The organism is Micromonospora sp. CA-249363 (assembly GCF_050950185.1).
Lineage (GTDB): Bacteria > Actinomycetota > Actinomycetes > Mycobacteriales > Micromonosporaceae > Micromonospora.
On record NZ_CP192020.1, the window covers coordinates 5083701 to 5106367 of the forward strand.

General features: G+C 73.5%; 24 protein-coding genes. 1 reads left to right on the top strand and 23 read right to left on the bottom strand.

The features are described 5' to 3' along the window. Positions 1-29 precede the first annotated feature (29 nt). From hisH to hisD, 5 genes are read right to left on the bottom strand one after another with little or no spacing between them, the layout of a single operon-like run. Positions 30-665 carry an imidazole glycerol phosphate synthase subunit HisH gene (hisH, locus tag ACQPZK_RS22470; protein ID WP_433534888.1) on the bottom strand — a complete coding sequence of 212 codons (636 nt, stop codon included), beginning with the start codon at positions 663-665 and terminating at the stop codon, positions 30-32. After that, positions 662-835, bottom strand: a complete 174-nt coding sequence (locus ACQPZK_RS22475; protein ID WP_266244462.1) for a hypothetical protein — start codon at positions 833-835, stop codon at positions 662-664. Before ACQPZK_RS22475 ends, hisH begins: the two co-directional genes overlap by 4 nt. Next, on the bottom strand, positions 835-1446 hold the full coding sequence (gene hisB, locus ACQPZK_RS22480; RefSeq protein ID WP_355049484.1) for an imidazoleglycerol-phosphate dehydratase HisB: 612 nt from the start codon (positions 1444-1446) through the stop codon (positions 835-837). Before hisB ends, ACQPZK_RS22475 begins: the two co-directional genes overlap by 1 nt. Beyond that, positions 1443-2573: a histidinol-phosphate transaminase gene (locus ACQPZK_RS22485; protein WP_433534889.1), complete on the bottom strand. Its 1131-nt coding sequence runs from the start codon at positions 2571-2573 to the stop codon at positions 1443-1445. The genes hisB and ACQPZK_RS22485 overlap by 4 nt, the downstream gene beginning before the upstream one ends. Further along, positions 2570-3892, bottom strand: coding sequence for a histidinol dehydrogenase (gene hisD, locus ACQPZK_RS22490; protein WP_433534890.1), 1323 nt, complete (start codon positions 3890-3892; stop codon positions 2570-2572). Before hisD ends, ACQPZK_RS22485 begins: the two co-directional genes overlap by 4 nt. 106 nt (positions 3893-3998) lie before the next feature. Here hisD and ACQPZK_RS22495 point away from each other — a divergent pair, with 106 nt between their 5' ends. Then, complete coding sequence (locus ACQPZK_RS22495) at positions 3999-4703, top strand: LON peptidase substrate-binding domain-containing protein (RefSeq protein WP_433534891.1); 705 nt, start codon at positions 3999-4001, stop codon at positions 4701-4703. Here the strand turns inward: ACQPZK_RS22495 and ACQPZK_RS22500 are convergent. The 18 genes from ACQPZK_RS22500 to ACQPZK_RS22585 form a co-directional block, all read right to left on the bottom strand. Continuing rightward, a complete protein-coding gene (locus tag ACQPZK_RS22500; RefSeq protein ID WP_433534892.1) occupies positions 4618-5478 on the bottom strand; it encodes a DUF2567 domain-containing protein in 861 nt (286 codons plus the stop codon). The two genes, ACQPZK_RS22495 and ACQPZK_RS22500, sit on opposite strands and share 86 nt — an antisense overlap. Before the next feature lie 56 nt (positions 5479-5534). Continuing rightward, positions 5535-7217, bottom strand: a complete 1683-nt coding sequence (locus tag ACQPZK_RS22505; protein WP_433539279.1) for an AAA family ATPase — start codon at positions 7215-7217, stop codon at positions 5535-5537. Between the two features lie 95 nt (positions 7218-7312). Next, on the bottom strand, positions 7313-8341 hold the full coding sequence (locus ACQPZK_RS22510) for a hypothetical protein (RefSeq protein ID WP_433534893.1): 1029 nt from the start codon (positions 8339-8341) through the stop codon (positions 7313-7315). 42 nt (positions 8342-8383) lie between these two features. Then, positions 8384-9328 carry an RluA family pseudouridine synthase gene (locus ACQPZK_RS22515; RefSeq protein WP_433534894.1) on the bottom strand — a complete coding sequence of 315 codons (945 nt, stop codon included), beginning with the start codon at positions 9326-9328 and terminating at the stop codon, positions 8384-8386. Then, positions 9325-9939, bottom strand: coding sequence for a signal peptidase II (gene lspA / locus ACQPZK_RS22520; RefSeq protein ID WP_433534895.1), 615 nt, complete (start codon positions 9937-9939; stop codon positions 9325-9327). Before lspA ends, ACQPZK_RS22515 begins: the two co-directional genes overlap by 4 nt. 67 nt (positions 9940-10006) lie before the next feature. Beyond that, positions 10007-10426 (bottom strand): TraR/DksA family transcriptional regulator, encoded by a 420-nt coding sequence (locus ACQPZK_RS22525; RefSeq protein WP_007463005.1) that lies wholly within the window; start codon positions 10424-10426, stop codon positions 10007-10009. Positions 10427-10650: 224 nt separating this feature from the next. Next, positions 10651-12150, bottom strand: a complete 1500-nt coding sequence (locus tag ACQPZK_RS22530) for a potassium/proton antiporter (RefSeq protein ID WP_433534896.1) — start codon at positions 12148-12150, stop codon at positions 10651-10653. Between the two features lie 22 nt (positions 12151-12172). Further along, positions 12173-12484 (bottom strand): DUF167 domain-containing protein, encoded by a 312-nt coding sequence (locus ACQPZK_RS22535; protein ID WP_433534897.1) that lies wholly within the window; start codon positions 12482-12484, stop codon positions 12173-12175. Positions 12485-12490: 6 nt separating this feature from the next. Next, positions 12491-13222, bottom strand: coding sequence for a hypothetical protein (locus ACQPZK_RS22540; protein WP_433534898.1), 732 nt, complete (start codon positions 13220-13222; stop codon positions 12491-12493). A gap of 80 nt (positions 13223-13302) precedes the next feature. Next, positions 13303-14106 carry a DivIVA domain-containing protein gene (locus ACQPZK_RS22545; RefSeq protein WP_139586062.1) on the bottom strand — a complete coding sequence of 268 codons (804 nt, stop codon included), beginning with the start codon at positions 14104-14106 and terminating at the stop codon, positions 13303-13305. A gap of 44 nt (positions 14107-14150) precedes the next feature. Next, complete coding sequence (locus ACQPZK_RS22550; RefSeq protein WP_355049471.1) at positions 14151-14456, bottom strand: YggT family protein; 306 nt, start codon at positions 14454-14456, stop codon at positions 14151-14153. Positions 14457-14486: 30 nt separating this feature from the next. Next, the gene (locus tag ACQPZK_RS22555) at positions 14487-15182 is read right to left on the bottom strand and encodes a cell division protein SepF (protein WP_433534899.1); all 696 of its coding nucleotides are present in this window, start codon (positions 15180-15182) and stop codon (positions 14487-14489) included. A 188-nt stretch (positions 15183-15370) separates the two neighbouring features. Continuing rightward, the gene (locus tag ACQPZK_RS22560; RefSeq protein WP_433534900.1) at positions 15371-16114 is read right to left on the bottom strand and encodes a YggS family pyridoxal phosphate-dependent enzyme; all 744 of its coding nucleotides are present in this window, start codon (positions 16112-16114) and stop codon (positions 15371-15373) included. A gap of 9 nt (positions 16115-16123) precedes the next feature. Continuing rightward, entirely contained in the window at positions 16124-17239 is a 1116-nt protein-coding gene (gene ftsZ, locus ACQPZK_RS22565; RefSeq protein WP_421472313.1) for a cell division protein FtsZ, read from the bottom strand. A 247-nt stretch (positions 17240-17486) separates the two neighbouring features. Continuing rightward, a complete protein-coding gene (locus ACQPZK_RS22570; protein WP_433534901.1) occupies positions 17487-18305 on the bottom strand; it encodes a cell division protein FtsQ/DivIB in 819 nt (272 codons plus the stop codon). After that, positions 18302-19864 (bottom strand): UDP-N-acetylmuramate--L-alanine ligase, encoded by a 1563-nt coding sequence (gene murC, locus ACQPZK_RS22575; protein WP_433534902.1) that lies wholly within the window; start codon positions 19862-19864, stop codon positions 18302-18304. The genes ACQPZK_RS22570 and murC overlap by 4 nt, the downstream gene beginning before the upstream one ends. Continuing rightward, complete coding sequence (gene murG, locus ACQPZK_RS22580) at positions 19861-20967, bottom strand: undecaprenyldiphospho-muramoylpentapeptide beta-N-acetylglucosaminyltransferase (RefSeq protein ID WP_421472316.1); 1107 nt, start codon at positions 20965-20967, stop codon at positions 19861-19863. The genes murC and murG overlap by 4 nt, the downstream gene beginning before the upstream one ends. After that, positions 20967-22448 carry an FtsW/RodA/SpoVE family cell cycle protein gene (locus ACQPZK_RS22585; protein ID WP_433534903.1) on the bottom strand — a complete coding sequence of 494 codons (1482 nt, stop codon included), beginning with the start codon at positions 22446-22448 and terminating at the stop codon, positions 20967-20969. Before ACQPZK_RS22585 ends, murG begins: the two co-directional genes overlap by 1 nt. Positions 22449-22667: the final 219 nt, after the last annotated feature.

The window sequence follows — 22667 nt, forward strand, 5'->3', positions numbered from 1 at the left end:
GCAGGTCGAACGCGGGACGGTGTCGACGCTCAGTCACCGGCGGGCAGGGTGGCGAGCCAGTTGCGCAGCAGCGCGGCACCGGTGTCGGCGGACTTCTCCGGGTGGAACTGCGCCGCCGACAGCGGCCCTCGCTCCACGGCCGCCACGAAGTCGGTGTCGTGATGGGCCGTGGTCACCAGCGCGCCCGCGCCCGCCAACGCCGCCGGGTCGCCCATCGCGTACGAGTGCACGAAGTAGAACCGGCTCTCGGCCGGCAGGCCGGCGAACAGCACCGAAGCCCGGGGCGCGCGGACCGTGTTCCAGCCCATGTGCGGCAGACGGTGCGCCGCCAACCGGGTCACCCCGCCGGGCAGCAGCCCGAGGCCCTTCGACACGACCCCGTGCTCCTCGCCGTATTCGAAGAGCACCTGCATGCCCACACAGATGCCGAGCACCGGCCGACCCGCCGCCACCCGCTCCGCGATCACCGGGCCCGCGCCGAGCGCCTCGATACCCGCCATGCACGCGGCGTACGCGCCGACTCCCGGCACCACGAGACCGTCGGCGGCGGCCGCCGCGGCCAGGTCGTCGGTCACCCGGACGGCCGCGCCGGCCGCAGCCAGCGCCCGCTCCGCCGAACGCAGGTTGCCCGACCCGTAGTCGAGCACCACCACATCGGCCGTCACGACCCCGACTCCGGAATCAGCCGCAGCACCCCGGCGGCCGTGGCGAGCAGCGCCAGCAGCGCGGTCACCACGACGGCCCCCCGCGGAGCGCCCTGCCGGTGCAGCGACCACGCCCCACCCACCAGCACCCCGGCAAGGATCAACAGCAGAGTCGGCAACGCGGCACCCATCAGAGGGCGCCCTTCGTGCTCGGGATCGCGCCCGCCGCCCGCGGGTCGATCGCCGTGGCCTCGCGCAACGCCCGGGAGACCGCCTTGAACTGGGCCTCCACCACGTGGTGCGCGTCCGGGTGGCCACCGGGACGCGCCGCCCGCAGCACGTCGACGTGCAGCGTCACCCGGGCCGCCTGGCCGAACGACTCCCAGATGTGCCGCGTCATGCTCGTCGCGTAGACCGGCCCGATGTACGGCGCGAGCAGCGGCTCGTCGTGCACCACGTACGGGCGGCCGGACAGGTCCACCGCGGCCCGGACCAGCACCTCGTCCATCGGGACGGTCGCCGACCCGTACCGCCGGATGCCGGCCTTGTCGCCCAGCGCCTGGTCGAACGCGGCCCCCAGCGCGAGGGCCGTGTCCTCCATCGTGTGGTGCGCGTCGATCTCCAGGTCGCCCACCGTGCGGACGGTCAGGTCGTAGCCGCCGTGCCGGGCGATCTGGTGGAGCATGTGGTCGTAGAAGCCCACACCGGTGCTGATCTCGGCGGCGCCGGTGCCGTCGAGGTCGATCTCGACGAGGACCTTGGTCTCCTTGGTGATCCGCTCCACCCGGGCGGTCCGGCTCATTGCTTACCTTTCGGTCGCGACTGCGGGGCTCGCAAGCTCACTCCTCGCGCTCCCATCGCTGCAGCCTCCATTGCAGTCAAAAATGCGTCGGTCTCGGCCGGCGTGCCGGCGGTCACCCGCAGCCAGCCGGGCAGGCCGACGTCACGGACCAGCACCCCCTGCTCCAGCAGGGCGCGCCAGACGGTGGCCTGGTCGCCGCCGACCTCGAACAGCACGAAGTTGGCGTCACTGTCGGCCACCCGCAGGCCACGACCGCGCAGCGTCGCCACGATCCGGTCCCGCTGCGCCATCACGGCGGTCACCGTACCGAGCAGGGCGTCCCGGTGGGTCAGCGCCGCGCGGGCGGCGGCCTGGGTCAGCGCGGACAGGTGGTACGGCAGGCGGACGAGCTGCACCGCCTCCACCACCGCCGCGTCGGCGGCCAGGTAGCCCAACCGGCCACCGGCGAAGCCGAAGGCCTTGCTCATCGTCCGGGTCACCACGAGCCGCGGGTGGCCGGGCAGCACCGCGAGGGCGCTGACCGTGCCAGGCCGGGCGAACTCGGCGTACGCCTCGTCGACGACCACCATCCCGGGGGCGACGTCGAGCACGGCGGCGACGACCGTCGGATCCAGCGCGGTGCCGGTCGGGTTGTTGGGCGAGCAGAGGAAGACCACGTCGGGCCGGTGCTCGCGGACCTCGGCGACCGCCTCGTCGGCGGTCAACCCGAAGTCGACGCCGCGCCGCGCCGGCACCCACCGGGTGCCGGTGCCGAGGGCCAGCAGCGGGTGCATCGAGTACGACGGGACGAAGCCCAACGCGGTGCGCCCCGGCCCGCCGAAGGCCTGAAGGAGCTGCTGCTGGATCTCGTTCGAGCCGTTCGCCGCCCACACCTGCTCGACGGTGAGCCCGTGCCCCAGGTATTCGGCCAGGTCGGCGCGCAGGGCCACCGCGTCCCGGTCGGGGTAGCGGTTCAGGTCACGCAGCTCGGCGGCGAGCGCCTTGCCGATCGCCTCGACGACCGGCTCCGGCACCGGGTAGGAGTTCTCGTTGGTGTTGAGCCGCACCGCCACGTCGAGCTGCGGCGCCCCGTATGGCGACAGTCCGCGCAGGTCGTCGCGGATCGGCAGATCGTCGAGGCCGCTCACGCCGACTCTCCCGGGAAGCGGGCCTGGACGGCCTGGCCGTGCGCCGGCAGGTCCTCGACGGTCGCCAGGGTCACCACGTGCGGCGCCACGTCGCGCAGCGCGGCCTCGGTGTACTCGATGAGGTGCACCCCGCGCAGGAAGGACTGCACCGACAACCCGGAGGAGTGCCGGGCGCAGCCGCCGGTGGGCAGCACGTGGTTGGAGCCGGCGCAGTAGTCGCCGAGTGACACCGGCGACCAGGCGCCCACGAAGATCGCCCCGGCGTTGCGGACCCGCAGCGCCCACTCCCGCGCGTCGACCGTCTGGATCTCCAGGTGCTCGGCCGCGTACGCGTCGACCACCCGCAGCCCCGCCTCGAGGTCGTCGACGAGGACCACTCCGCTCTGCTCGCCGGTCAGCGCCGTGGTCACCCGCTCGGCGTGCTTGGTGGCCGGCACCTGCCGGGCCAGCTCCGCCTCGACGGCGTCGACGAGCGCCGGCGACGGGGTGACGAGCACGCTCGCCGCGAGCGGGTCGTGCTCGGCCTGGCTGATCAGGTCGGCGGCGACGTGCGCCGGGTCGGCGGTGTCGTCGGCCAGGATGGCGATCTCGGTCGGACCGGCCTCGGCGTCGATGCCGACCACACCGCGCAGCAGCCGCTTGGCGGCCGTCACCCAGATGTTGCCCGGCCCGGTGACCAGGTCGACGGGCTCGCAGCGCAGTTCGCCGGCCGGATCGACGGCCGACCCGTACGCCAGCATCGCGACCGCCTGGGCGCCGCCGACCGCGTACACCTCGTCGACGCCGAGCAGCGCACACGCCGCGAGCACCCGGGCGTCGGGCAGGCCGCCGTTGTCCTTCTGCGGCGGGCTGACCACCACCAGCGAACGCACTCCGGCCGCCTGGGCCGGCACCACGTTCATCACCACCGTCGACGGGTACATGGCGAGGCCGCCGGGGACGTAGAGGCCGACCCGGTCGACGGGCAGCCAGCGCTCGGTGACCGTGCCGCCGGGCACCACCTGGGTGACGTGGTCGGTACGCCGCTGGTCGGCGTGCACCCTGCGGGCCCGGCTGATCGACTCCAGCAGCGCCTCGCGCACGGCCGGGTCGAGCACCCCCTCAGCCTCGGCGATCGCCTCGACCGGCACCCGCAGCACCTCCGGCGAGATGCCGTCGAACCGCTCGCTGGCCTCCCGGATCGCCGGGTACCCATGCTCGCGGACCGCCTCCACCAGCGGGCGGATCCGCTCGACGGCAACGGACACGTCGAGCTGGGCACGGGGCAGCAGACGGCGCGGGTCACCGAGACCGTCGCGCAGGTCGATCCGATTCAGCACCCTTGCGAGTCTAGGCGGCCCGTCCGTCGCCCACCCGGGCCGTCCGCTCGGCGGGACGGTGAGCCGGGCCACGCCGTCGCGGACGCGATTGGTTACGCTCGACGGCGTGACCGCACGGCTGCCGGTGTTTCCGCTCGCAACGGTGCTCTTTCCCGGGTTGGTGCTGCCACTGCACATCTTCGAGGAGCGCTACCGGGCCCTGGTCCGGCACCTTGTCGACCTGCCCGAGGGCGCGCCGCGCGAGTTCGGCGTGGTGGCCATCCAGGCCGGCTGGGAGGTCGCCCCCACCGGGCCCGGCGCTCGCGCGGGCAACGGGGTCGGCGACGTCACCCTGCACGAGGTGGGCTGCACCGCCGAACTGCGTCAGGTCACCGAGCTGGCCGACGGTGGCTTCGACATCGTCACGGTCGGCCGACGTCGATTCCGCATCGCCGACGTCGAGGACGCCACCGCGCCCTACCTGACGGCCGCGGTGGAGTGGCTACCCGAGGCCAACGGGCCGGACGAGGTCGCCGACCTGCTGGCCGCCCGCGTGATCGCGGTGTTCCGGCAGTACCTGAGCCTGATCCGCCCCGACCCGGAGGAGATCTCCGAGCAGCTTCCGGAGGACCCGACGGTGCTGTCGCACCTGGTGGCGGCCACCGCCGCGCTGACCGTCGACGACCGGCAGCGGCTGCTCGCCATCGACGACACCGCCGCCCGGCTGCGCGCCGAGCTACGGCTGCTCAACCGCGAGGCGGCTCTGCTGCGCCAGGTGCGGGCGGTTCCGGTGCCGTTGTCGGAGCTGGCGTCCCCGCCGACACCCAACTGAACGACGCCGGGTCGGGCTCCGGGCGCAGCGACGGCCACCGCGACCAGCCGGCCAGCAGGGTGTACGTGACGGCGGCCCCGAACGCCGGCAGCAGCAGGTTGCCGTGCGGCACCGGCAGCACGTGCCCGAGCCAGTCGACCCCGCCGGCCCGCAGGTCGGCGGGTTTGGTGAAGGCCTGCCCCGCCGGGGCGGTGTCCAACAGCCGGTCGAACGTCGCCAGCCCGACCCGACGCCCCACCTGCCAGGCCACCGGGGCCGCGGCGAGCGTGCCCAGCACCGCGCCGACCAGTCCGACCGGGCCGCGTCGGCGACGCAGCAGGAACCACAGGGCCAGTGCGGCGAGCACGCCGAATGCCAGCCCGAGCAGGCTGAACCAGCCATCGGCGGCGATCGGCTGCTCCGGCTGGGGCTCGGCGTAGATCGCCCCCTCGGCGGTCTTGAGCACCGGGGTGTCCGGCGCGAACGCCGCCCAGAGCAGCCCGAGCGGCGCGCCCAGCACGGCCAGGACGAGGGTGACGCCGAGCACCGTGGCCGCCGTCCGCAGCGGCCGGCGCGGCTCGTCGAAGGTCAGCTCCAGCGAGCTCTGGTACGCCGACGAGGCCGGACCCCCGTCGGGCGGCGACCAGGGCGGCGGCCAGGCGGGCGACGGTCCAGCCGACGCGCTCGGCGGTGCGGACCCGCTCGACGTCGGCGGCACGGCCGACGTCGATGGCGGCGCGGGCCGGTCGTCGGTGGTGTCGGCCTGCCGCTCAGGGTCGGGGTTGTCCGGGCTCACCCGATGATCCTCTCAGGCCCCGCGACGGGCCGCGGCGCCGGTGGCGGCGAACCAGCTCACCGGGCGAACGGCTCCGCCATCGCCGCGGCGGCGCGCAGCCACGCCTGGCGGGTCTCCGGCTGGAGCTGGTGGTACTCGATCGACGATCCGGTCTCCAACGCCGGGTCGTACGGCACCACGGCCACCGCGCGGGTTCGCGTGGCGAAGTGCCGTTCCAGGTCGTCCTGCAAGGACGAGCGGCCGGGGGTGGGGCAGGAGATGAGGGTGACCGCGTTGTCGGCCAGCTCGCCCATGCCCTCCTCGTGCAGCAGGTCGAGCATCCAGTCGGCGCTGAACGCCGCGTCCTCGCGGGGCACGGTGGTGACCACCAGTTGGTCGGCGGCGTGCATCACGGTGCGCCAGTTGGGGCTCTCCACGTTGTTGCCGGTGTCCACGCAGATCACGTCGTGCGTACGCCGCAGCAGTTCGAGGACCCGCTTGACGGTGAACTGGTCGAGCCGCTGGGCGAAGCGCGGGCTCTCCTCGCCGGCCAGCACGTCGTACGAGCCGTCGGAGGCGTGCCGCAGGTAGTCGTCCAGCCGCTCCAGCAGGGTCGCGCCCTCCAGGATCTCGATCTGGGCGAGGTCGCTGACCAGGTGTCGGATGGTGCGGGCGTGCCGGGCGCTGCCGGCGCGCAACCCGAGGGTGCCGCGCAGCTCGTTGTCGTCCCAGGCCAGTACGCCCCGCCCTCGCACGCTTCCGACGGTGGCGGCGGCGAGCACGGTGGCGGTGGTCTTGTGCACGCCGCCCTTGGGGTTGGCGAACGCGAACACCCGGGGTGTGCCCAGGTCACGGCGGAGCACCCCGGTGGCGCGCTCGGACTCCTGGTCGACGCCCTGCGGACGCCACTCCACCCGGGCCGGGTAGCCGCGCTCGGCGAGGGCCGACCCGGGTGGGGTGACCGACGCGACCGGCGGCGGCGCGACCGGCGGGGCGGGGGGCGGGATCACCGGCGGCGGCGCGATCGCGGGGGCCGGTGTCACCGGCGGCGCGGTCGCCGGATAGCCGGTCTCCGGCTGGTAACCGGTCTCCAGCAGCGCGTACCGGGACTCAGCGACGGGATTGCCCTGCCGGTAGCCGTTGTCCAGGATGGCGTAGCGCGACTCCGGCTCGCCACGACGCGGCTCCGGCTCAGCCTGGTAACCCGGCGCGGCCTGGTAACCCGGCTCGGCCCGGTAGGTCGGCTCGGCCTGGTAACCCGGCTCGGCCTGATAGCCCGGCTCGCCGCGGTAACCGGGCTCGGCGCGGTATGTCGGGTCGGCACGGTACGTCGGCTCGGCGCGGTAGTCCGGCTCCGCGCGGTACGCGGGCTCCGAGCGGTACGCGGGCTCGGACCGGTACGCCGGCTCGGCGCGGTAGTCCGGCTCCGAGCGGTACGCCGGCTCGGCCCGGTAGTCCGGCTCGGCGCGGTATCCCGGTTCGGCACGGTAGGCCGGGTCGACCCGGTACGTCCCCTCGGCCCGGTAACCGGGCTCCTGGCCGTACGACAGATCGGCCGGATGCCCGATGGCCGACGCGCGCCCCGCGTAGCCGTTGGGGGCCGCGCGTCGCGGCAGTGGGTCCGGGGCCGCCTCGTCGGCGCGGCGTTCGGGCTCGGGCTGCTCCGCCGCCCGACCGCCCAGCCGGGCACGGTCGAGCAACGCCCGCCACCTCGGCGCTGGTTCGGCCGGCCGGCCCCAGCCGGTCTCACTGCCCTCCACGGCCCGCCCTCCCAGCGCCATCGATCTCTGCCTGACAGGCTACGAACCAAACCCTATTCGGACCACTCCTGAGGACGCACGCCGCCCGGCCCAGATCACGGTGGGGAGGTCGCCAGCAGCCCGGTGTCGGACGCGTCCGGGGAGGTGGTGAGCGCCGACGGGGCAGGTTCGGTGGACTCCGCCGGGGTCGGCTCGGGTGACGCAATCGTTACGAGCGGTGCGGGTTCCGACGATTCGCCCATCGGCACCGGCGGTCTCGGTGTGCTCGAGGTCGACCCGTCACTCGCGCGCGGCGTCGGCGTCGGACTCGGCCCGGTGTCGACCGGCGGCCGGACCACGTCGCTCTGCTCGGGCAGCGGTGGCGTGAAGACCGTACGGTCCAGCCGGTACACCTCGGGCGCCGGATCGACGGCCCGCACGTCCGGGCGGGAGGCCACCCGGCGCAGCGCCTCCGGCGCCGCGCGCACCACCGCGGCGTAGACGCAGGCGCAGCCGGCCCGGTACGCCTGGGCCTCGGCGCTCGCCACGTCGGCGCCGACGACGTACCGCTCCCGCAGCTCGCGTTCGGCGACGCCGTCGCCGCGCACCGCGGCGGCCCGCGCCCGGTAGTCGGCGGCCTCGCCGTCCTTGCGCGCGGCCACCCGCTCCATCTGGGCGACCACGTCGTCGGGCACCCGCAGGGCGGGCATCCGGACGATCTCGGTCTGCCGACCGGGCAGCGGCACCCGCCCGAAGACCGTCGAGACCGGGACGTCGCCGAGCACCGTCGCCAGTCGCTGCGGCGGCAGGTACGCGTCGAGCGTGACCAGCGCGTACGTCCCGTCCACGGCAGCCGGAGCGGTCGGACCCAGGGCGGCCAGGTCGGCCGCCGCGGAGCTGAGGTAGCCCGGGACGGAGTCGCCGTCGGCCACCCCGACGCGGGTCACCTCGCCCACCGTCGGGTCGCTGACCGGGGCGTCGTCGACGGCCCAGACGGCCGTACCCAGCACCGCCGCCGCGGAGAGCACCGCGGCCCAGCTGAGCACGCCGGACCGCGTCGAGGTGTCACCGAGACGGGCCACCGCCCGGGTCAACGGCGGCAGCAGCCGTTGGTCCAGCTGCCGCAGCAGGTCGCCGGCACGCACGGGCGGGATCCCCTCGTCAGATCGATGTCGGGTGGTCGCCGCTCAGTCACGCAGGATCTCAAGCGCACGTTCCAGATCGTCAGGGTAGTCGCTGACGAACCGGACCTCGTCCCCCGAACGGGGATGCAAAAAGCTCAGTTCGCGGGCGTGCAGCCACTGACGGGACAGGCCGAGGCGGGCCGAGAGGGTGGGATCGGCGCCGTACGTCAGGTCACCCACGCAGGGATGCCGCAGGGTGGAGAAGTGCACCCGGATCTGGTGGGTCCGGCCGGTCTCCAACCGGACGTCGACCAGGCTGGCGGCCGGGAACGCCTCGAGGGTGTCGTAGTGGGTGATGCTCGGCTTGCCGCCGGACACCACGGCCCAGCGGTAGTCGTGGGTGGGGTGCCGGTCGATCGGCGCGTCGACGGTCCCCCGCAGCGGGTCCAGGTGGCCCTGCACCACGGCGTGGTAGCCCTTGTCGACCTCGCGGTACTTGAAGGCCCGCTTCAACGCGGTGTACGCCTGCTCGCTCTTGGCCACCACCATGATTCCCGTGGTGCCCACGTCGAGGCGGTGCACCACACCCTGGCGCTCGGCGGCGCCACTGGTGGAGATGCGGTGACCGATCGCGGCGAGCGCCCCGATCACCGTCGGGCCGGTCCATCCCGGGCTGGGGTGCGCGGCCACCCCGACGGGCTTGTCCACCACGACGATGTCGTCGTCGGCGTACACCACGCGCAGGCCCGGCACCGCCTGCGGCACCACGGTCGGCGGAGCGACCGGCGCGGGCAGCGTGACCTCCAGCCAGGAGCCGGCCTTGACCTTGTGGGAGTTGGCTCGGGTGACGCCGTCGACGAGGGCGTCACCCGCGTCGACGAGGGCGGCCGCGGCGGTCCGGGAGAGACCGAAGAGCCGGGACACGGCCTGGTCCAGTCGCATGCCGTCGAGACCATCGGGTACGGGCAGGGAGCGGTGGTCGCCGCCGGCGGCGAAGGCGGAGGTCATGCCCGCTCCCGCTGCTCGGCGTCGGCACTGGCGTCCGCGTCGTCGGTGGCGCCGACACCGCCGGCCCGCCGGCCGTCGCGCTGCCGACCGGTCAACTCGAGCAGCACGGCCAGCACCACGCCGCAGACGAGCGAGCTGTCGGCCAGGTTGAACACCGGGAAGTACTCGCCGTACGGCCCGAAAACGCTGATCATGTCGACCACGTGCCCGTGGAAGGGCGCGGGCGCCCGGAAGATCCGGTCCATCAGATTGCCCAGCGCACCGCCGAGCACCAGGCCGAGGGAGACCGCCCACGGCAGCGAGCGCAGCCGCAGCGCCATCCAGACGATCCAGCCGACCACGCCGATGGTGATCAGCGGGAACACCCAGGTGTAGTCCGCCCCGATGCTCCAGGCGGCACCGCTGTTGCGGGTCAGGCTGAAGTACACCAGCCCGCCCAGCGCCCGGACCGGCTCGCGGTCGGTGAGGGCGGCCAGCGCGAGGTGCTTGGTCACCAGGTCGGCCAGCAGGGCCACCAGGGCCACTCCGGCGAGGATCGCGACGGCCCGGGGGCGGGGCTTACCGCCACCCGGGTCGGTACGGCCGGGTTCGGCGGGCGGTGCTGCGGTCATGCGCTCCCCATCGAGGTGTCTCGGCGGTGATCGCTCACCGTCTCGTCGCAGACGGGGACCGGGCCTTCTAGCGCCGCTCCTCCAACTGCTTGCACGTCACACACAGGGTGGCCGACGGGAAGGCGGCGAGGCGCTCGACCGGGATCGGGTTGCCGCACCGCTCGCACCAGCCGTAACCACCCTCGTCGAGGCGCTCCAGGGCGCGCTCGACCTGCGTGATCCGTTCCAGGATGCTGTTGGCGAGAGAGATCTCCTGCTCCCGCTCGAACGTCTTGGTGCCGGTGTCGGCCTGGTCGTCCCCGGCCGAGTCCGTCAACCGATCGCGCTGCAGCTCGGTGATCTCGCTCAGCGTCTGATCGTACTCGGCGCGAAGCTCGTCCCGCCGCGCCGCCAGCGCCGCCCGGATCTTCTCGGTCTCCGCCGCGCTGCGGGTGGCCTTGGCCACCGGCTTGCGGCCGGCGGTCCTGGTGTCGGCTGGCTTCGCCATGGGTCGCTCCCTCGGCCGGGGAGCCGCGCGGTCGCGGCACCTGGTCAGGGGCCGCCGACGAAGGCGTCCCCTGAGTACGAAAAGGGGCGCACGGCGACATTGGCCGCGCACTCCCGAGGTTGGCAAGAATACGGAACGTACAGGCGTCCGACAACGTGGCGCACCGTCGTACCGCTGAACCGCCCCGAGCCCTGCCTAACTGGGGCAAAGGGAACGCTAGCAGATCAACCGACCGCTTCATCTCCGTACTCGCCAAACCATCGGGCCAGCCGACCCCGTCGGCTGACGGCCCGCAGCCGCCGTTCGGCGGCGTCACGTACCCCACCGGTGGCGACGATCAACAGGCTGTCGCCCGTCTTCAGCCGGGTGTCCGGGCCGGGCACGAAACCGACCCCGTCGCGCAACACCAGGGTCACCGAGGCGCCCAGCGGCAACCGCAGCTCGTCGACGTGCACGCCGGCCAGCCGGGAGCCCGGCGGAACCTCCAGTTGCAGCAGGTCGGCGCGCATCCGCTCGAGCGGCGCGGTCTCCACGTGGATCTCGGTGGCCTCGGCCGGCGCGGTGGTCCCCAGCCGGCGGGCGAACGGGCCGAGCGTGCTGGTCTGCACCAACGTGAAGATCACCACCAGCACGAAGACCGCGTCGAAGAGGCGTTCCGCGCCCGGCACCCGCTGCGAGAGCGGGATGGTGGCCAGCACGATCGGCACCGCCCCGCGCAGCCCGGCCCAGGACAGGAACGCCTGCTCCCGCAGGCCAACCCGGAACGGCAACGCCGAGACCGCCACCGACAGCGGCCGGGCCAGCAGCACCAGCGCGAGACCGGCGACCACCGCCGGCAGGACCGCCGCATCCAACCGGCCCGGCGCGACCAGCAGGCCCAGCAGCACGAACAGACCGATCTGCGCGAGCCACGCCAGCCCGTCGGCGAAGCCGAGGATCGCCTGGCGGTGCGGCAGGCGGGCGTTGCCCAGCAGCACCCCCGCCACGTAGACGGCGAGGAAGCCCGAGGCGTGCAGCACGGCGCCGGCGGCGTACGCCAGGACGGTGATCCCCACCGCCGCGATCGGATACAGGCCGGCCGAGGGCAGCGCCGCCCGGCGCAGCGCCCAGGTGCCGGCGAGGCCGACGCCCACGCCCACCGCCGCGCCGACGCCCAGCTCGTAACAGAGCAGCGAGACCTCGTACCACCACGGATGCGACAGGCCCCGGTGCGACAGCAGCACCACCAGCAGCACGACCGGGGCGTCGTTCATGCCCGACTCGGCCTCCAGTGTGGCCACCAGCCGGGGCGGCAACCGCAGCCGCCGCAGGGTGGCGAACACCGCCGCCGCGTCGGTGGAGGAGAGCACCGCGCCGTAGAGCAGCGCCAACCGCCAGTCCAGACCCAACAACAGGTGTACGGCGACGCCGACCACCACGATGCTGACGACCACCCCGACCGTGGAGAGCGCGGACGCCAGCGCGAGCACCGGACGCAGCGTGCTCCACCGCGCGGTGAGACCGCCCTCGGCGATGATCACGATCAGCGCGCAGAAGCCCAGGGTCCGGGTCAGGTCGACGTCGTCGAAGCGGATACCGAGCCCGGCCTCGCCGATGGCCACACCGAGCGCCAGGTAGACCAGGAGGCTGGGCACCCCGAGGCGGGTCGAGAGCCGGACCGCGCCAACCGCCACCAACAGCACGGCCGCGCCGAGCAGCAGCGCGATGTCCAGCCCGGGCGTCACGGTTGCCGGGCCCGGGCGGTCCTCACCCCGCGGCTCCGTCGCGCAGTCGGCGCAGCACGTCGGGCAACTCGGGGGCGGGCCGGTCGACGACGAAGAGCTTGTCCCGGCTGGCGGCGCCGGTCCGCAGCGACACCGTCGCCGGCCGGACGCCGAGCGCGGCGGCGAGGGCGCGGCGGGCCGCCTCGGTCGCCCGACCGTCCACCGCCGGGGCGTGGACGGCGACCACCAGGGCGGGGCCGTGCGGGCCGTCGAAGCGACCGCCGACGGCGTCGCGGGAGGCGCCCGGCTTCACCCGTACCGCCACGGTGAGCGCGTCCTGCGGGGGCACCGGCACCGCTCTTCAGATCGGCCGGGCGTCGATGAGCAGGGCGGTCGCCGGCGAGCACTCCGCGCACGGCGTGAAGCCGAGCTCGACGGCCTCGGCGACGGGAAGCGTCTCCGGGGTCCGGCCGATCAGGTGCGGGCAGGCGGCCAGGTGGTAGCGGGGCCGGCCGTCGACCACCTCGACGGGGTCGGGCAGCCGGGAGATGCGGGCCGCCTCGGCGGGGGTGACCGGTTGCTCCGCGGGCTCGTCGGCCAGCGCGTCGGCGACCACGGCGTCGGCCCGGTACGCCTCGTCGGCACGGGCCACGAACGGTGACGCGGGACTGACGGGCACGGAGCGTGCACCGCCGTCGACCGCCGCGTCGGACTCGTACGGCGAGACCACCTCGTACGCCGGCTCGGGGTCGGACGGCGGCGCGGGTGGTTGCCGCCACCCGGTGCCGCCGTCGTCGACCGTCGAAGGTACGTGCTGGACCGGCACGTCCGGCTCGGCCAGCGGTGGCCCGTACGGGGATCCCGTCCCGGTCCGGCCGGCGGAGCCGAAGGAGCCACGGTCTCGCGGGCCGACCCGACCTGGGTCCGCCGAGGCGCGGTTGGCGGCTGCCTGGCGGGCACCCACCACCAACGCCACGGCGGCCAGCAGACTGGCCGCGATGGAGATGGTCAACAGAATGCTGGAGCCACCGGCCAGGCCGAACACCAGCAGCACCACAGCGACGAGGATGAGCAGGAGACTCGCGACTATCACGGCTCACCCCTGCCGCGTCGTACCGTCCAGGCGGGGCCGGCGACCGTCACCATCTGCGGAGAACGATCGCCGGCCGGTGCTCAGCGTCCGGCTTCGAGGGCGCCGGAGCGCCCGCCGCCGTACGAACCGGCGAGGCCCGCTGCGGCCAGCCCGTTGCCGCCGGCGACCCGGCCTGCCTCGGAGCGGGTCATCTCGGCTTCGAGGCCCTGGCCACGACCGTCGAGGTCCCGCAGCTGGCTCTCCAGGTACGCCTTGAGCCGGGTGCGGTACTCGCGCTCGAACTGCTTGAGCTCCTCGATGTGCTTCTGCAGGGCCGTGCGCTTGGCGTCCAGGCCGCCCATGGCCTCCTGGTGCCGCTGGCGGGCGTCCCGCTCCAGGGCGTCGGCCTTCGCGCGAGCCTCGCGGGTCACCTCCTCGGCCTTGCTCCGCGCCTCGGACAGCAGCTGGTCGGCCTCGCGACGCGCGTCCGACACGTGGTCGTCGGCGGTGCGCTGGGCCATCATCAGCACCCGCAGCGCCTGCTGCTCACCGTCGCCGGTGACGCCGGCCGGGCCGCCGGTCGCGCGGACCTGCTCCAGCTCGGCCTGCATGGCGCGGGCGGCCTGCTCGGCAGCGGACTTGTCGCGCTGGACCCGGTCGAGCTGGGCCTTGACGTCGTTGAGCTCCGCCGCCAGTCGGGCGTCGCCGCCGGGGCCGGCGGGGGCACCGCCACGGCCGCCGCGCTCCACCTGGGCGCGCAGCTCGTTGTTCTCCTCGATGAGACGGGCGAGCTCGCGCTCGACCTCGTCCAGGAAGGCGTCGACCTCCTCCTCGTCATACCCCCGCTTGCCGATCGGCGGCTTTTTGAAGGCGACGTTGTGTACGTCGGCCGGGGTCAGCGGCATCGAAACTCCTCGGGTCAGTTGCGGCCGCGAAAGCGCGTCGGTCATCAGGCAGATGCCCTGATCGACGGCCCTAACACGAACTCCATCAGCACGAACAGGATAACCAGGAGCACAAGGGAGGCCAGGTCGATGCTCACGGTACCAATTCGCAGCGGAGGGATCACACGCCTCAACGCGTTGAGAGGGGGATCAGTGACGCTCCACACGGATTCCAGTCCTGCGGCCGCTCCGCGGCCCGGCTGCCACCGGCGGCCGTACTGCAGGACGGCGCTCAACACGAACCGGGACAGAAGAAGAAGCAGGAAGACATAAAGGACCAGGTACAACACTTGCAGCAAGATCGACAACACGGTCAGCGACGTCCCTCGGGTCGGGCGGGGTCAACTCAGGCTGAAAAAACCGCCCTCAGCGATCTTGGCCTTGTCCTCAGCGGTGACCTGGACATTGGCCGGTGAGAGCAGGAACACCCGATTGGTCACGCGCTCGATCGTACCGCGCAGCCCGAACGCCAGACCGGCCGCGAAGTCAACCAGACGGCGGGCGTCGGCCTCGTCCATCTCGGTGAGGTTGATGATCACCGGTACGCCGTCGCGGAAGTGCTCACCGATGGTGCGCGCCTCCCGGTAGGTGGTCGGGTGCAGGGTGGTGATCTGGTAGCGCTGCTCCTCCTCGGGCACGACCACGCGCTCCCGCGTCACGGCCTGCGGCGCGAGAGCCAGGTTGTCGCGCGTGTGGTACGTCAGCGCGCCCGACATCTCGCTCGCCGGAGACCGCGTGATCGACCGTACGCTGGAGCGCTCGGCCCGCTCCGGACGCTCGGAGTCGCCCCGGTCGGACTCGGCGATCCGCCCGGCCGACCGCTCGGAGAGCCGGCCCCGCTCGCTCGCGCGCGACCGGGGAGCCGGTGGCTCCTCGGTGTCGTCGTCGTCCTCGTCGGCGAACTCCTCGGCGTACCGGCTCTGCCGGTAGCGCGAGTCACGGTAACCACCCTTGTCGTAGTCACCGTCGTCGTAGGCCCGCTCATCGTCTTCCTCGACGAGACCGAGCCAGACCCCCGCCTTGCGCAGTGCACCCATCCCGCGCCCTTCCGTCCGCCGTGCGGCACTCGCCCCCGTGCCATGTCGCCCGTCGCGAGTGGACAACCATGCCCATCGGACCAGGACGGCAATCCCCTGACACGCGATTCGCGTCGCGTGTCACGACCCCCACAGGATCGGCCGCCCTTGAAACAACACTGATGTAATTTGCCTGTCTCGCGGTCAGGCTACCGCAGCGTGGGACGCATTCCGAGCAACGCGCTACCGACGCGGACATGTGTCGCGCCGTAGCGGATCGCGATTTCCAGGTCGCCGCTCATTCCCGCCGACAACGCTGTCGCTCCCGGATGGACCGATCGGAACTCCTCGGCGATCTCGGCCAGCCGGGCGAAGGCCCGCTCCGGCGGCCAGCCCAGCGGCGCGACCGCCATGAGGCCGGCCAGGCGCAGCGTGGACGCCTCGGCGACCGCCGCGGCGACCGTGTCCAGGCCGGACTCCGGGTCGGCCGACCCGGGCAGCGCGCCGCCCCGCCCCGGGTCGCCGTCGATGCTCACCTGCACCAGGGCGTCCAGCGGCCGTTCCCGCTGCGCCGCCGCGCCGTCCAGGGCCCGGGCCAGCCGTACGCTGTCCACCGAGTGCACGACGTCGGCGTACCGGACCACCGAACGGGCCTTGTTGCGCTGCAACTGCCCGATGAAGTGCCAGCGTGGACGGAGCCCGGCAGCGGCCACCTCGGCCGCCTTGCCGGCCGCCTCCTGGTCGCGGTTCTCCCCCATGTCGGCCACCCCGAGCCCGGCCAACGCCACCACGTCCCCGGCCGGGTACGTCTTGGTCACCGCGATCATGGTGACGTCGGCGGGGTCCCGGCCCGCCTGGTTGCAGGCTTCGGCGATCCGGGCCCGTACCGTCGCCAGACCGGCCGCGAGTTCGGCGCGCCGGTCCGGTCGTACCGTGGCTGAGCTGTCGGTCATCGGCGGCGCTCAGGAGCCGTTCTTGAGGAAGTCGGGGACGTCCACGTCGTCGAAGAGCACCCGGCGCGGCGACTGCGTCGGGGCCGGCAGGGTGGCCGGCGGCGGCACCGGGGTGGTCTGCGGCGCCGGCTGGTTGGTGTTGGTCTTGCGAGGCGACTCGGCCGCCTTGTACGCCGGCGTGCCGCCGTCGAAGCCCGCCGCGATCACGGTCACCCGCACCTCGTCACCGAGCGCGTCGTCGATGACCGCGCCGAAGATGATGTTGGCGTCCGGGTGGGCCGCGTCGGTGACCAGCTGCGCCGCGTCGTTGATCTCGAACAGGCCCAGGTCGGAGCCGCCGGCGATGGAGAGCAGCACGCCGCGCGCGCCGTCCATGCTCTGCTCCAGCAGCGGGCTCGAGATGGCCGCCTCGGCCGCCTCGACCGCGCGGTTCTCGCCGCGGGCGCTGCCGATGCCCATCAACGCGCTGCCCGCGCCGCTCATCACGCTCTTGACGTCGGCGAAGTCCAGGTTGATCAGACCCGGGGTGGTGATCAGGTCGGTGATGCCCTGCACACCGGAGAGCAGCACCTGGTCGGCGGTGCGGAACGCGTCCATCATGCTGATGTTGCGGTCGCCGAGCGCCAGCAGCCGGTCGTTCGGGATGACGATCAGGGTGTCGCACTGGTTGCGCAGTTCGTCTATCCCGGACTCGGCCTGCACCTGGCGGCGCTTGCCCTCGAACGAGAACGGCCGGGTCACCACGCCGATGGTCAGCGCGCCCAGCTTGCGGGCGATGTTCGCCACCACGGGCGCGCCGCCGGTGCCGGTGCCGCCGCCCTCGCCGCAGGTCACGAAGACCATGTCGGCGCCCTTGAGCACCTCCTCGATCTCGTCGCGGTGGTCCTCGGCGGCGTTCTTGCCCACGTCCGGGTTGGCGCCCGCGCCCAGCCCGCGGGTCAGCTCGCGGCCGACGTCGAGCTTGACGTCGGCGTCACTCATCAGCAGCGCCTGGGCATCGGTGTTGATCGCGATGAACTCGACGCCCTTGAGCCCAACCTCGATCATCCGGTTGACGGCGTTGACGCCGCCGCCCCCGATGCCGACGACCTTGATGACCGCCAGGTAGTTGTGCGGAGGTGTCATCTCCGGTCCTTTCCCTTCGAGATTGGCTTCGACCGACCGGGTACGGCGTGGCCAGCCCAGCGGTCGACGACAGCGCCACCAGCGAGGATCAGAGGTGAACCCTCACCCTCTACTAGAGGCTTACAGTTATGTCAACCACTGATCCTCTTCGGGGCAACGTAAGCGCCGCCGCGCGATGAGCCAAGGACCCGGTCGGCGTGTCGCCGGCCGGAGCGCGACTCGTCACGTCCACGGCCCGCTCACCCGGTCAGCGGAAGGTCACCACGTCCGGCGCGCTGACGTCGATCCGCTCGCTGTCCTCCCCGAGCAGCGCGGTGGCCACCCGGGCCTTGTCCGTGCTCCGCGTGGCGTCTCCCCAGACCACCGTGCGGTTCCCCCGCAGCCGCAGGCTGATCCGGGCCAGACCCTCCACGCTCACGTCCACCAGCTCGGCACGCAACTGCGGGGTCAGCGCGCCGAGCACCTCCAGCGCGGCCCGGGTGTCCGGGTCGGCGGCGGCGGGTCGGACCACCCGCACCAGCGGCAGCCCGGCCGGGCGGCGGGCCACCGTCTGGAACGCCACACCGCTGCGGTCGATCATGGTGAACGCCTCCGCCTGCGGCACCACCGCCACCGGCGTCCGCTCGGTCACCTTCACCACCAGCGTGCCCGGCCAGTCCCGCGTCACCGTGGCCCGCTCCACCGGCGCCAACGCACCGACCCGACGCGCGGCGGCCGCGAGGTCCACCCGCGCCAGCGGCACCCCGTCGGCAACCCCCACCGCGTCGCGCACCTGCACGTCCGTGACCAGCTCGGCACCCTGGACGGTGACCGTCCGGACACCGAACAGTCCGGTACCGAGCACCGCCCAGGCGATCAGTCCGAGCAGCGCCAGCACGCCGGCGGCCACCGCCCACGGCATCGCCGCCCGCATCCGGCGCTGCCGGGCGCGGGCCATGAACCGGCGGGTCGACGCCGGCACCGCGTCGCTGCCGGCCCGGACCAGCTGCCAACGCCGGACCGGGCCGCGCCGCGGAGAGCCGCCGTCGGAAGGGCTGGTCCGCCCGCGGGCGGGGCCGGGACTCATCCGGCCGTGGGCCTCGCGCCGTCCGGTGCGGCGGCGCCGAGGGCCGCCCCGTCGCCGCCGGCGATGGATCCGCCCGGCACCGGCTGGCCGATCGCCGGGGTCGTCGCCAGCTCCTCGACGGCCGTGGTCGCCGACGGGTCGGCGGCACGCGCCCCCAACGCCGCCAGCAGCTCGTCACCCATCAGCGAGATCGGTGGGGCGCCCATGGTCACCACGACGTCGCCCGTCCGGGCCCGCCGGGCCACCTCGCCCGGCACGGCCTCCCAGGAGTCGACGAACACCTTACGGTCGGCCGGCAGGTCCACCGCCGCGATCAGCGCCGCCGAACCCTCGCCGGGCTGGCGCAGCTCGCCCGGCCCGAAGACCTCCAGCAACACCACCTCGTCGGCGATGGCCAGCCCTTCGGCGATCTCCGCCTGGTTGTCGCGGGTGCGGTACAGCCGGTACGGCTGGAAGACGACGATCAACCGCCCGTCCCCGGCCACCTCACGCAGCGTCTGCAACGCCAGGGTGATCGAGGTCGGGTGGTAGGCGTACTCGTCGTAGACCAGCACGCCGTCCGCGACGCCCTTGCGCTCGAAGCGCCGCCGCACGCCGGGGAAGACCGCCAGCGCGGCCTCCGCCGCCTCCAGGGGCAGTTCGAGCAGGTACGCCGTCAGCACCGCCGCGGCGCTGTTGAGCCCCATGTGCCGCCCCGGCACCGGCAGCCGGAACTCGCCCAGCGACCGTCCGTCGATCGCGGCCAGGTAGCGCACGCCGCGCGCGGAGGACGCGATCTCGGTCAGCCGCAGGTCGGCGTCCTCGGCCGCGCCGTAGGTGAACACCCGCCGTCCCTCGGCGCGCAGGGTCTCGGCCAGCCGCCGCCCGCCCGGGTCGTCGGCGCAGGTGATGATGAACCCGCTCGGGTCGGTGAGCCGCGCGAACTCCGCGAACGCCGCCTCCAGCGTCGCGTAGTCGCCGTAGGTGTTCAGGTGGTCCGGCTCGACGTTGGTGATGATCGAGACGTACGGGCGGTAGATGAGGAACGAGCGGTCGCTCTCGTCGGCCTCGACCACGAAGTGCTCGCCGGTGCCGTGGTGGGCGCCCGAACCGACCTCGGAGATCTCCCCACCGATCACGAAGGACGGGTCCACACCGGCCTGCTGGAGCACCATCGTCACCATCGACGTGGTGGTGGTCTTGCCGTGCGTGCCGGCGACCGCGATCGCCCGGCGGCCGGTCATCGCCGCCGCGAGGGCCTCCGAGCGGTGCAGCACCCGCAGACCACGACGACGGGCCTCGACCAGTTCCAGGTGGTCCTTCGGAATGGCCGAGGAGTAGACGACCGTGTCCACGCCGTCCAGGTTGGACGCCTCGTGGCTGAGGTAGATGGTGCCGCCGAGCGCCCGCAGGCCCGCCAGCGACGGCCACTCGCGCAGGTCGCTACCGGAGACCCGGATGCCCCGGGTGAGCAGCAGCCGGGCCACGCCGAGCATGCCCACCCCGCCCACGCCGATGAGGTGCACGGCGCCCAGGTCCTCGGCGGTCAGCGTGCCGGCCGGGGTGAACTGCGCGGTCATCGGGCCACCGCCTCGAGGACGAACGAGCGCAGCGCCTCGTCACCGTCGCGCCGCCCGTACGCGGACGCGGCCGCGCCCATCGCGTACAGCCGTTGCGGGTCGCGGATCAGCGGAATGACGGCCCGCTCCAGCCAGTCCGGGGTCAGCTCCGCGTCGTCGACGAGCAGACCGCCGCCGGCCTCCACCACGGGCAGGGCGTTGCGCCGCTGCTCCTGGTTGCTGTGCGGGTACGGCACGAAGATCGTCGGCAGGCCGATCGCGGCCACCTCGGCGACCGTCATCGCCCCGCCCCGGGCCAGCATCAGGTCGGCGGCCGCGTAGCCCAGCTCCATCTCGGACAGGTACGGCAACGTCACGTACGGGACCGGCAGGTCGGTGGGGATCGGCACCGGCTCGTTGCGGGCGCCCATCACGTGGAGCACCTGCACGCCGTTGCGGGCCAGCTCCTTGGCCGCGCCGGAGACCGCCAGGTTGACCGAGCGCGCGCCGGACGAGCCACCCGCCACGAAGAGCACCGGCAGATCCGGGCGAAGGCCGAACCGGGCGCGGGCGGCGTTGCGCATCGCGTACCGGTCCAGCGCGGCGATGCTGCGGCGCAGCGGCACACCCACCACCGTGGCGTCCCGCAGCGACTCGGCCTGGCTCGGCTGGTGCGGGAAACCCACGGCGACGTTCTTGGTGAACTTCATGCCGAGGCGGTTGGCGACGCCCGGCGGCACGTTCACCTCGTGGATCACCATCGGCAGCTCGCGCCGCCACGCGGCCAGGTAGGCCGGCACCGAGACGTACCCCCCGAAGCCGACGACCGCGTCGGCGCGCACCTCGTCGATCACCTTGCCCGCCGCGCGGGCCGCGGTCCACATCCGGCCCGGGGTACGGACCAGGTTCATGTTCACCGACCGGGGCAGCTGGTACGCCGGGATCTGCCGCAGGTCGTAGCCGTGCGGCGGGATCAGGTCGTTCTCCATGCCCTTGGGTGTGCCGAGACAGGTGATCCGGACGCCCGGGTCGTGTCGGCGCAGGCAGTCGGCGAAGGCGAGCAGCGGGTAGACGTGCCCCCCGGTGCCACCTCCCGCGAGCACCACCGAACGCAGCGGACCCATCAGCGTCTCCTCTCGCTCGCCGTACCCTGACGGCTCCGGCCCTGCCGGACACCGCGCGGTGCGGCCTGGTCGTCCTTCCGCCGCTCCCGCGACCGGGGCACGGGCCCTCGGGCCGCCGGTGGCGTCGCCGGTCGGCGACGCCGGCCGGGAAGCGGCGGCAACGGGGCCCAGAGTAGTCGGACCCACCGGGCCGACGGACGGGCATGCAGCGCTCTGGCCGCATCGGGTTCGGCGCGGGCGAAGGACGCGAGCATCCCGATCGCCGCCAACGTCACGACCAGGGCACTTCCGCCGTCGGAGATGAACGGCAGCGGCAGACCGGTGATCGGCAGCAGCCCGACCACCCCACCGATGTTGATCACCGCCTGGCTCACCAGCCAGGTCGTCACCGCCGCGGCGGCGAGCCGCCGGAACGGGTCGTCGACCCGCCGGGCGATCCGCAGACCGGTGTACGCGAGCACGGCGAACAGGCTCAGCACCACGGCGCAGCCGATCACACCCAGCTCCTCGGCGATGATCGCGAAGATGAAGTCGTTGTGGGCGGCGGGCAGCCAGTCCCACTTGAGGCTGCTCTTGCCCAGGCCGACACCGAACCAGCCGCCGTGCTCGATGGCCAGCCGACCCTGGTAGATCTGGTAGCAGGGGTCGCCGCACTGGTCCGGTGGCGGCGCGTTGAGAAAGAGCGTGAGCCGCGCCAGGCGGTAGTTCTCCGCGCCGCGCTCGCCGGAGCCGGCGCCCAGCGAGGCGACCGCCACGAGCAGACCGACGCCGAGCAACCCGACGGCGGTCAGCGCCCCGAAGACCCGCATCCGCACGCCGGCGGCCCAGAGCAGGCCGACGACCAGGGCCAGCAGGCAGAGCATGGTCCCCACGTCGTTGTAGCCGACCAGGACGAAGAGCAGCCCGATCACGGGAAAGAGCGGGGTCGCCAACTCCCGCCACCAGCCCAACGCGGCGCCCTTGCGGGCGATGATGTGCGCCCCCCACAGCACCAGTGCGAACTTGGCCAGCTCGGAGGGTTGCAGCTGGATCCCACCGACGAACAGCCAGAGCAGCTCGGCGCGCAACGGGCCGAGCTGGGCCGAATCCTTGCCGGCCAGTCGGGCGTACGCGAGCAGCAGGTTGAGCACGAGCAGCAGCGCGACCGAGGTGATCAGCAGCGGCCGTCCCAGGGTGCGGTACGTGCTGGCGGGCAGGCGCTGGCACGCCCAGAACGCCCCGATGCCGATCACCGCGAAGATGGCCTGCTTGGTCACCGACGCGGAGGCGTTGCCGTCCTCGGCGTAGTCCCTCACGCTGGTCGCCGAGAAGACCATCGTCAACCCGATGAGCAGCAGCAGGCCGGCGCTGGACAGCAGCAGGTAGTACGAGGCCAACGGCCGGTCCAGCAGGCCCCGCAGCGCGGCCAGTCCACCGGCCGCGTCCAGCCCGCGCAGCGGCGGCGACGCCGGCGTTTCCGGTGCCGCGTCGCGCCTGGCCACGCCCGGTTCCGCGGCACGCGCCCCGTCGGACTGCTTGCCAGCCTCCGTGGCGCGTCCCGCCTCCGCGGTCGGTGGCCGTCGCGGTCGCCCGACTGTCCTGTCTTCGGTGTCTTGTTCCTCCCCCACACGGACATCATCACCGCTCGGCGCGCCCGAGAGGTCGACAACGCCCGCACCGGGCGTGTCGAGCGGTTCTGCCCGCACGTCGCCCGCCCGGCG

Bases quoted from the DNA above. Each gene is read 5' to 3' on its own strand.
- ACQPZK_RS22525 (WP_007463005.1), bottom strand. From the start codon at position 10,426: ATGGCGAAGCCAGCCGACACCAGGACCGCCGGCCGCAAGCCGGTGGCC.
- ACQPZK_RS22555 (WP_433534899.1), bottom strand. From the start codon at position 15,182: ATGGGTGCACTGCGCAAGGCGGGGGTCTGGCTCGGTCTCGTCGAGGAA.
- ACQPZK_RS22475 (WP_266244462.1), bottom strand. From the start codon at position 835: ATGGGTGCCGCGTTGCCGACTCTGCTGTTGATCCTTGCCGGGGTGCTG.
- murC (WP_433534902.1), bottom strand. From the start codon at position 19,864: ATGACCGCGCAGTTCACCCCGGCCGGCACGCTGACCGCCGAGGACCTG.
- ACQPZK_RS22560 (WP_433534900.1), bottom strand. From the start codon at position 16,114: ATGACCGACAGCTCAGCCACGGTACGACCGGACCGGCGCGCCGAACTC.
- ACQPZK_RS22515 (WP_433534894.1), bottom strand. From the start codon at position 9,328: ATGACCTCCGCCTTCGCCGCCGGCGGCGACCACCGCTCCCTGCCCGTA.
- ACQPZK_RS22570 (WP_433534901.1), bottom strand. From the start codon at position 18,305: ATGAGTCCCGGCCCCGCCCGCGGGCGGACCAGCCCTTCCGACGGCGGC.
- ftsZ (WP_421472313.1), bottom strand. From the start codon at position 17,239: ATGACACCTCCGCACAACTACCTGGCGGTCATCAAGGTCGTCGGCATC.
- hisB (WP_355049484.1), bottom strand. From the start codon at position 1,446: ATGAGCCGGACCGCCCGGGTGGAGCGGATCACCAAGGAGACCAAGGTC.
- ACQPZK_RS22545 (WP_139586062.1), bottom strand. From the start codon at position 14,106: ATGCCGCTGACCCCGGCCGACGTACACAACGTCGCCTTCAAAAAGCCG.
- lspA (WP_433534895.1), bottom strand. From the start codon at position 9,939: ATGACCGCAGCACCGCCCGCCGAACCCGGCCGTACCGACCCGGGTGGC.
- murG (WP_421472316.1), bottom strand. From the start codon at position 20,967: ATGGGTCCGCTGCGTTCGGTGGTGCTCGCGGGAGGTGGCACCGGGGGG.